The organism is Pseudomonas sp. B13(2017) (assembly GCF_002113245.1).
GTDB classification, from domain to species: domain Bacteria; phylum Pseudomonadota; class Gammaproteobacteria; order Pseudomonadales; family Pseudomonadaceae; genus Aquipseudomonas; species Aquipseudomonas putida_Z.
Window position 1 is genome coordinate 1 of the sequence record NZ_NEJX01000043.1, and the last position, 8,549, is coordinate 8,549.

Below are 8,549 nucleotides of genomic sequence, written 5' to 3' on the forward strand. Positions count from 1 at the left end.
AAGGGGTGGGGCGAGTTCTCCCACGGTCTGTACTGCTGTGAACAGTCAGATTCGGCTTTTTCGTCCCACCACCCCTTCGAGTATCACCATACAAGCGGCCTTGTGTCGCGAAAGGGCTGCACAGCAGCCCCAGCGATTTATGCATCTTTGCTGAAATCCTGGGGCCGCTGTGCGGCCCTTTCGCGACACAAGGCCGCTCCTACAAAGGACCGCATACCCTCAGCGCCAGGGGGCAGGCTCACCAACCAACTGCCCCTGAATCCCGCCTACACCCATCTCCCGCAACACCAACCGCTCACCTTCCGTCTCGACCCGCTCGGCAATCAGCGGCAGGTCGATGCTGTGTGCGGCGCGCTGGACCGCTTCTATGAACAGCCGCTTGTGCTGCTCTTGATCAATGTTGCGGATGTAGCTGCCATCGATCTTCAGGTACGCCAGGCCCAGGTGCGCCAGGTTGCCGATCATGCTGAAACGCCCACCAAAGCGTTGCAGCGCCAGGCCGAAGCCAAGCGCGTGCAGGCGCCGGGTGAGTTGCTCCAGGGCCGCCTGCTCAGGTAACTGCTCCTCGCCAATTTCGAAAATCAGCCGCGGGCCGAGCGCCGTGTTCTGGCCCAGAAGCTCGAAAACACGCTGAAGTGCCTTGGGGTCGGCCAGGGTGGCGGCGGACAGGTTCAGTGCCAACACCTGGTCATGCCCTCGAAGGTGCGCCAGCACTTTCTCCAACACCAGCACATCAAGCCGCGGCATCCAGCCGAAGCGCTCCAGCCAGGGCAGGAAGCGGCCGGCCGGCAGCGCCTCGCCCTGGCCATCCTGCAAACGCGAAATCACTTTGTGGTGCAGTACCCGTTGCGCAGAAGCGCAATCCACCACTGGCTGGAAGAACAGTTCGAAATGCCCATTGTCGAACGCCTGGTCCAGCCGCTCGTGCCAGACATGCTGGCTATCCGCGGCAACTGCAGCCACGCCTTGTTCAAGGCATACCCAACCCGGTGTTGGCTGGTTCTCGGCGCGGGCCAGGGCCTCGTCGGCAAGCTTCAGCAATGCCTGCGGTGAATCACCGGGGCTGAACGGCGCCAGGCCGATACAAGCCACCGGGTCGATATCACTGGCGCCCGTTTCGTGCAGGCTGTGCAGCGTCGCTTCCAGGGCCTGGGCAAGCTGTACCGCCTCTTCATGCACCATACCCGGCGCCAGCACGGCGAACTCGCCCCCACGGCTGCGGGAAATCAGGTCGTTGGTTTCCGGGTAGCTGGCACAGGTGCGACGCAACTGCTCACCCACGGCCTGTAGCAACTGGTCGGTACGCTGGCCGCCAAGACGGGCGTTCAACCCCGCCAGCCCCTGGACCCGCAGCAACAGCAGGTAGCCGGCGCGCGCTTCTTCCAGATTGCTCACCCGCGTGTTCAGCTGCATCTCGAAATAACGGCGGTTGGACAGCCCTGTCAGGCTGTCCTGATAAGACTCGGCACGCAGCCGCTCACTGCGCTCGGCTTGCTCGGTAAACAGTGCCTTGAGCTTCTCGACCATCTGGTTCATCGCCTGTACTACCCGGCGCAGCTCCGGCGTGCGCGGCAACTCGGGCAGGCTGAGGAATTCGCGGCGGGCAATGGCGTGGGACTGCTCGACCATGTAGTCCAGCGGCCGCAACTGACGACGCAAGAGCAAGGCGCCGAGTACCGCACTGGCCGCGCCACACAGCAGCAGCCAACCCAGGCTGCCCAGGGCGCTCTGCCAGAGTTTGGCAATGGCGAACATCGGGTGGCTGATTACTTCAACGCGTGCGGCCTGCTGCCAGCCGCGGCTGACGATGGCATCGCCACCGGCGGCTTCCAGGCCGATCAGGTGCACGAACCAGCGCGGCACACCGCCGGGGTCCGGCTCAGCGTGGCGCTCCACCAGCACAGCATTGGAATTCAAGTCGACAACCTTGATGCTTGAGTAGTAACCACTGTCGAAGATCGAGCTGACCATCAGCTCGACCATCGCCGGGTCATCAATATTCGGCGTCAGCGACAGCGCCAGCGCGGTCGCCGCATCCTGGGCGTGCGAGCGCAACTGGTTGACGTATTGGCTGCGCGAACTTTCCAGGCTGACCATGAAACTGCCACTGAAGGCGACCACCAGGAACAGGCAAATGGCCAACAGCAATTGTTTGAACAGTGACATCTGTGCTCCTTCAGTAGACCGGCTCGGCCGGGAACCCTTCGGCCTGCATTTTCTTCAGCAAATCCTGCCAGCGCGACAACCGCTTGGTATCGCCGACCTTCTTGTTGCCTGCGGCGCCCGTCAGCCACAAACCCTCACCATTGAAGGCGTACACCGGCAGCAGGTCGGTACGCTGGCTGGCCGGCTTGATGGCATCCATCAGGCTGTCGAGCACCAATGGTTGTGCCTGTGGGCTTGAATAATAGGTCAGGACCATGTGCGCCCGGTTCTGCCGCAGCGCCTTGACGTAGGTGATGCGCAGCTTTTCGCTGGGGATGCCCATGCGCCGCAGACTGAAATACTTGGCGATGGCGTAGTCCTCACAGTCCCCTGCGCCCTTGATCAGCGCCTGCACCGGCGTGGCCCAATAATCGACCTCATGCCACAGGTCGATATCCTCGACATAGCGCAATTGCTGGTTGAAGAAGCGGTTGACCACCTGCAATCGCTCAAGCTCCGTACCCTGCTTCTGCGTGGCCATCAGGTTCTGCCAGGCATCGATCCGGCCCTGCCCGGCACCCAAAGGGCCATAAAGGGCCTGCGACTTGCGGCTGATCTGGGAAAAGTCCCAATCCGCGTGCAAGCCGCCCAGCAGCAGGCTGCCAAGCAGCACAGCAAGGCCGACACGTTGCACAACAGTTTTGAGCATCCAGGATATCGCCACTGCGAAGCCCTGTTCAGGCCAGTCGAAAGCAGCGATGGTGCGGCTTGCCACGGCAAAAGACAATGGCACCCTGCAATCATGCACCCGCCGGTCACCCGACCTACACTTTCTGGTTATAACCTTCCATAGGCCGCTTCCTTTGACCGGCGACTTCATCCACCATAGCCGCGCTTTTGGGGCGCCGGTTCCATTACCGGTAGGTTTGACACCCCCAAGAGCTGTTACTAGTGTCATTGGATCCAACTTTAGTCATCGTTGAGGCAGACGTCGCGTGGCCGAGAAAATCAAATTGAGCAATGTGCTGGCCAGCGAGCAGCTGTTGCCGCACCAGGCCCGTGGCGTGATCGAAGAACGCCTGCGCAGTGCCATTCTTGATGGCCGCTTGCCCCCAGGTACTGCCGTAAGACAACAAGAGCTCGCCACCTTGTTCGGTGTCAGCCGCATGCCCGTGCGCGAGGCCCTGCGCCAGCTCGAAGCGCAATCGCTGCTGAAAGTGGAGATGCACAAGGGTGCGGTGGTTGCGCCGTTGATCGGCGAGGACGCGGTGGACACCTATGCCCTGCGCGTGCTGCTCGAGACCGAGGCGCTGCGCCAGTCCATTCCGCTGCTCGATGCCAGCGACATCGCCAGCGCCCGCGGGTATATCCAGCAACTGGAAAACGAAACCCGTCACGCTGAAATCGGCCGCCTCAATCGCCTGTTCCACATGTCGTTGTACAACAAGGCGCCGAACAAGAAGCTTCTGCGCCTGATCGAGGACGAACTGAATGAGGAAGAGCGCTTCCTGCGGTTTCATCTTTCGTCCATGGGCCTGGGCAAGCTCACCCAGGACGATCACAACGCACTGGCGGATGCGGCTGGCGACAAGCTGGTGGACGAAGCGGTAGCGGTGCTGGAACGGCACCTGAATAACGCATCGCGGGTAATCCGCAAGTATCTGGATACGCAACTGGGGCGCTAGCGGGTAGTGACTGCGCGCATGGTGCAGTCGGCTGGGTTGCAAATTGATCGGCTCCCGCCAACAATGAGACTAATTATCATTCATATCCATTGATGGCAGCGCCCTCACCCATGCCCAGCAACGATTCCGTGCAAACGCTCTACAGTGACCACCACGGCTGGTTGCATGCCTGGCTACGCAGCAAGCTGGGCAACGCCGCCGATGCCGCAGACCTGGCCCAGGACACCTTCGTGCGCCTGTTGCAGCGTCGCGAACACCTGCAACTGAATACTCCCCGGGCCTTCCTGCGGACGGTCGCGCGCGGGCTGGTGATCGACCACTGGCGGCGCGAGGAACTGCACAGGGCCTATCTCGAGGCATTGGCACAGTTGCCGGAAGCACAGGCCCCCTCGGCCGAAACGCGTGAGCTGCTGCTGGAGTTGCTGGAGCGCATCGCGCGCATGCTCGACGGCCTCAAGCCCAAAGTACGCCGCGCATTCTTGCTGGCCCAATGCGAAGGGCTGAAGCACCAGGCCATCGCCGACCAGATGGGGATCTCGGTGCGTACCGTGGAGCGCTACATCGCCGACGCGCTCTACCATTGCTACCTGCTGCGCTACAGCGACGAGTGCTGACATGATGACCGCCGCACAGCCTGGCGCAACAGCGGTCAAGCAGGCCATCCAGTGGATGCTGAGGCTGCGCGAGAGCGGGCATGACCCTGCCCTGCAGCAACAGTGCAGGCAATGGCGCACTGCCCACCACGAACACGAACAGGCCTGGCAACGGGTGATTCACCTGCATCAGGACCTCGACCTGCGTGCCATCCCTGGCGCCGGGCTGGCTTTGCAGACCCTGGAGACCAGCCAGCGTCGCCTGCACCGTCGGCAGGCGCTGAAGCTGCTTGGTGGCGTTGCCATGATGGGGACGGCGGCATGGCTGGGAAAAGACCTCGATGCGGTCAACGCCTGGACATCGGACTACGCCACCGGCACGGGCGAACGACGCAGCTTTGCGCTTCCCGATGGCTCGCTGATGCAACTCAATACCCGCAGTGCCGTCGACCTGGCCTTCAATGACCAGCAGCGCCTGGTCCGCCTGAAGCAGGGGGAACTGATGATTGCCTGCAGCCGGCAGCGTCCCTTGCTTGTACAAACTCGTGACGCGTTGCTGGAAGGGTTCGAAGGGCGCTTTGTGGCGCGCCAGGACAGCGACTGCACGCAGGTCAGTGTCAGCCATGGCAGGGTGGCGATACACCGGCCTGGCATTGGCCCGCTGCAATGGATCGAAAGCGGCCAGAACTGGCGCCTGGATGCGCAGGGTACACACCGGCTCGAGCAGGTGGACATGGATGCGATGGCCTGGACCGAGGGCCTGATCGTCACCCGGGACATGCGCCTGTTCGACTTCCTCTCGCAGGTCAACCGTTATCGGCATGGCTATCTGGGCTGCAGCGACGATATTGCCGATTTGCGCTTGTCGGGTGTATTCCGCCTCGAAGACCCGGAGCAACTGCTGCAACTGCTACCACGGACGCTGCCCGTGCGGCTTCGCCAACGTACACGCTGGTGGGTTCGCGTGGAGGGGCTGGCCTGATCTGACGGGGGCTATTGCGTTCAGGGCTGCTATGCAACCCTTCGCCGGCAAGCCAGCTCCCACAGGGATCGCACAAGGCCTGAGGGCTATGCAATACCTGTGAGTGCTGGCTTGCCGGCGATGGGGCGCGTAGCGGCCCCAATAACTTTTTTGACGGGTTTTGAATGCCGGTCCGGCTAGGACAGTAAGCGACACCTCCTGCCCTCACACTTCAACGGACCCCTCATGCATACCGCCCCCGTGCACACGCGCACCTTCAACGCGAATGATTTTCGACCTGTCTTGCACTCAGCACCTTTGCGCAAAGCAGTCCGGGCTGCCCTGTTTGGCACCGCCTTGGGCCTGACAGCCGTCACGCAACTTTCCATGGCAGCTGAAACCGCCCAGGTGAGCCACCACTATGCGATCCCGGCCGGCCAGTTGGATGACGTGCTCAACCAGTTCGCCCGCCAGGCTGGCATCACCTTGTCGAGCACACCCCAGCTCACCCAAGGCTTGCAGTCGAACGGGCTGCAGGGGCAATACCCAACCGATCAGGCACTGCACCAGTTGCTCAATGGCAGCGGCCTGGAAGCCGTCAGCCAGGACGGCCGGAGCTACGTGCTTCAGGCACAACCCCAAAGCGCTGCATTGTCATTGCCAGACACCGATATCCGTAGCTTCACCCTCGGCAATGCACTGGGCAGCATGGAGGGTTACAACGCTACCCATAGCCAAGTGGCGACCAAGACCAGCATGCCACTGGTAGAGACATCGCAATCGGTCTCGGTGGTTACCCGACAGCAGATGGACGACCAAGGCTCACAAACGGTTGCCCAAGCCATGCGCTACACACCTGGGGTACTGACCAACCCCTACGGGGCGACCCATCGTTATGACTATGTGGCCATGCGTGGCTTCAACGACGGCTCGGTGGACAACATCTACGTCGACGGGCTCAAGTCGATGGGAGACAACGGCACCTACAGCACCATGCAGGTGGACCCGTACTTCCTGGAGCGCATCGATATTCTCAAGGGACCTTCTTCGGTACTGTATGGCCGTAGCTCGCCAGGAGGCCTGGTGGCGCTGACCACCAAGAAGCCGCTGTTTACCCCCTACCATCAAGTCCAGGCCACCATCGGTACCCAAGGCCAGCGTGGCATGGGTTTCGACTTCAGCGGCCCCGTGGATGACGACAAGCGTATCGCTTATCGCCTGACAGGCCTGGCGGATACTTCCGACACGCAGTTCGACCACAACAAGGAAGAACGCTACGCCATCGCGCCGGCCGTCAGCATCGACTTCAGCGAAGACACTTCGCTGACCCTGCAGGCCTACCTGCAACACGACCCCAACGGCGGCTATCACGGCGGTAACCCCGCAGATGGCATGCTGCACAAACGCAACGGCTTGCGCCTGTCGGACCACTTCTTCGAGGGCGAGCCGGGTATCGACAACTACGAGCGTACCCAACAGTCCTTCAGCTACCAGTTCGAGCATCGCTTCAACGATGTGTTCACGGCACGCCAGAACTTCCGCTATCAGGATTCCGACGTGTCGATGGACCAGGTGTATTCCGCCGGTTGGGCGGATGCCGACAGCAATATCCTCAACCGCGCCTATACCGGCGGCGACGAACGCCTGCATTCGTACATCATCGACAACATGCTGCAGGCGGAATTCTTCACCGGGGCCGCCAAACACACCTTGCTGCTGGGCGCCGACTACCAGCGACGCAAGGCTGACGTGGCCTGGCGTTATGGCACAGTCGATCCGTTGGATGCAGGCAACCCGCAGTACGGCAACGGCAACCTTCAGGTGCTGGGCGAGAACCGCTACCAGCGGCGCTTGCAGCAAACGGGTGTTTACCTGCAGGATCTGGTGGAGCTGAACCAATGGCGCTTCTCGTTGGGGCTGCGCCAGGACTGGGTGAAGGTGTCCGAGGAGAATCGCGACAGCAACACCAAGGTCAGTGACCAGCGCTCCAGGTTCACTACCCGCGCAGGTGTGCTCTACCTGTTCGAGAACGGTATTGCGCCCTATGTCAGTTACTCGGAGTCGTTCAACCCCAATACCGTATCCGACCAGCAAGGCCGCCCTCTGGCACCGACCGAGGGCACTCAATGGGAGGCTGGTATCAAGTATCAGCCGCCGGGTAGCGACAACCTGTTCACCGCATCGGTGTTCCGCATCGAGCAGGAGAACCTGGCCTCGAAGCAGCCTGACGAGGACTTCTATCGCCCTGTAGGGCAAGTGCGCTCACAAGGGCTGGAACTGGAGGCCCATGTGCAACTGACCGACAGCTTGAAGCTGCTGGGCGGCTATACCTTTACCGATATCGAGTACGCAAAGTCGATGCCCAGCCTGGTGTCTGGCAACCTGGATAACAAGGGCAATTCGCCAACCCAGGCACCGAAACAGATGTTCTCGCTTTGGGCTGACTACAACTTCCACCAGAGGGCCCTGGATGGCCTGCGCTTGGGCGGTGGGGTGCGGTATGTGGGGTACAGCTGGGTGGATGCGGAAAACAGCATGAAGGTGCCCTCCTATACCCTGTTCGACGCCTCGATCGGCTATGACCTGGGCAAGGTCGGCCTCCAAGGGATGGATGTACGCCTGAACGCCAATAACCTCACCAATGAAAGCTACATCACCGCGTGTGCAAGCCTGAACTACTGCTACATGGGTGAAGAGCGCAATGTCAGTGCCACGGTCAGCTATCAGTTCTGACTCTATGGCGGTCGCTGCGCGTCCTATCGCGACACAAGGCCGCTCCTACACGGGAAGCGCGCTCGCATGAAAGTGCGCCCCCGGAAAAGACAAAGCCCCTGTCTGCATCGCAGACAGGGGCTTTGGATTTGAATCTTGACGATGACCTACTCTCACATGGGGAAACCCCACACTACCATCGGCGATGCATCGTTTCACTGCTGAGTTCGGGATGGGATCAGGTGGTTCCAATGCTCTATGGTCGTCAAGAAATTCTGTGTGCTGGCCCGTCCCTTGGACGTACCTGCGAATCTCTGTAGTTCCTACTTAAAGACAAAACCCCTACCTGCATGTGCAGATAGGGGTTTTGCGAAATGAATCTTGACGATGACCTACTCTCACATGGGGAAACCCCACACTACCATCGGCGATGCATCGTTTCACTGCTGAGTT

At 61.1% G+C, this 8,549-nt stretch carries 6 protein-coding genes and 1 rRNA gene; 4 read left to right on the plus strand and 3 right to left on the minus strand.

The window, feature by feature from the left end:
- Positions 1-219: 219 nt before the first annotated feature.
- Both lapD and lapG read right to left on the minus strand, forming a co-directional pair.
- Entirely contained in the window at positions 220-2,166 is a 1,947-nt protein-coding gene (lapD, locus tag CAG44_RS27235; RefSeq protein WP_085693488.1) for a cyclic di-GMP receptor LapD, read from the minus strand.
- A gap of 10 nt (positions 2,167-2,176) precedes the next feature.
- Positions 2,177-2,938 (minus strand): cysteine protease LapG, encoded by a 762-nt coding sequence (gene lapG, locus CAG44_RS27240; RefSeq protein WP_170929341.1) that lies wholly within the window; start codon positions 2,936-2,938, stop codon positions 2,177-2,179.
- 202 nt (positions 2,939-3,140) lie between these two features.
- On the opposite strand from lapG, the gene CAG44_RS27245 reads away from it, so the two are divergent.
- The 4 genes from CAG44_RS27245 to CAG44_RS27260 all read left to right on the plus strand — a co-directional run bounded on the left by CAG44_RS27245 (position 3,141) and on the right by CAG44_RS27260 (position 8,117).
- Positions 3,141-3,830: a GntR family transcriptional regulator gene (locus CAG44_RS27245; RefSeq protein WP_025337254.1), complete on the plus strand. Its 690-nt coding sequence runs from the start codon at positions 3,141-3,143 to the stop codon at positions 3,828-3,830.
- Positions 3,831-3,940: 110 nt separating this feature from the next.
- Positions 3,941-4,444 carry a sigma-70 family RNA polymerase sigma factor gene (locus CAG44_RS27250; RefSeq protein ID WP_025337253.1) on the plus strand — a complete coding sequence of 168 codons (504 nt, stop codon included), beginning with the start codon at positions 3,941-3,943 and terminating at the stop codon, positions 4,442-4,444.
- Between the two features lie 4 nt (positions 4,445-4,448).
- A complete protein-coding gene (locus CAG44_RS27255) occupies positions 4,449-5,405 on the plus strand; it encodes a FecR domain-containing protein (protein ID WP_085693492.1) in 957 nt (318 codons plus the stop codon).
- A gap of 297 nt (positions 5,406-5,702) precedes the next feature.
- Complete coding sequence (locus CAG44_RS27260; RefSeq protein WP_085693490.1) at positions 5,703-8,117, plus strand: TonB-dependent siderophore receptor; 2,415 nt, start codon at positions 5,703-5,705, stop codon at positions 8,115-8,117.
- Positions 8,118-8,250: 133 nt separating this feature from the next.
- Here the strand turns inward: CAG44_RS27260 and rrf are convergent.
- A 5S ribosomal RNA gene (gene rrf, locus CAG44_RS27265) occupies positions 8,251-8,366 on the minus strand.
- Positions 8,367-8,549 lie beyond the last annotated feature (183 nt).

Excerpts from the sequence above, each read along its gene's own strand:
- lapD (WP_085693488.1), bottom strand. The coding sequence starts at position 2,166 with ATGTCACTGTTCAAACAATTGCTGTTGGCCATTTGCCTGTTCCTGGTG.
- CAG44_RS27250 (WP_025337253.1), top strand. The coding sequence starts at position 3,941 with ATGCCCAGCAACGATTCCGTGCAAACGCTCTACAGTGACCACCACGGC.
- CAG44_RS27255 (WP_085693492.1), top strand. The coding sequence starts at position 4,449 with ATGACCGCCGCACAGCCTGGCGCAACAGCGGTCAAGCAGGCCATCCAG.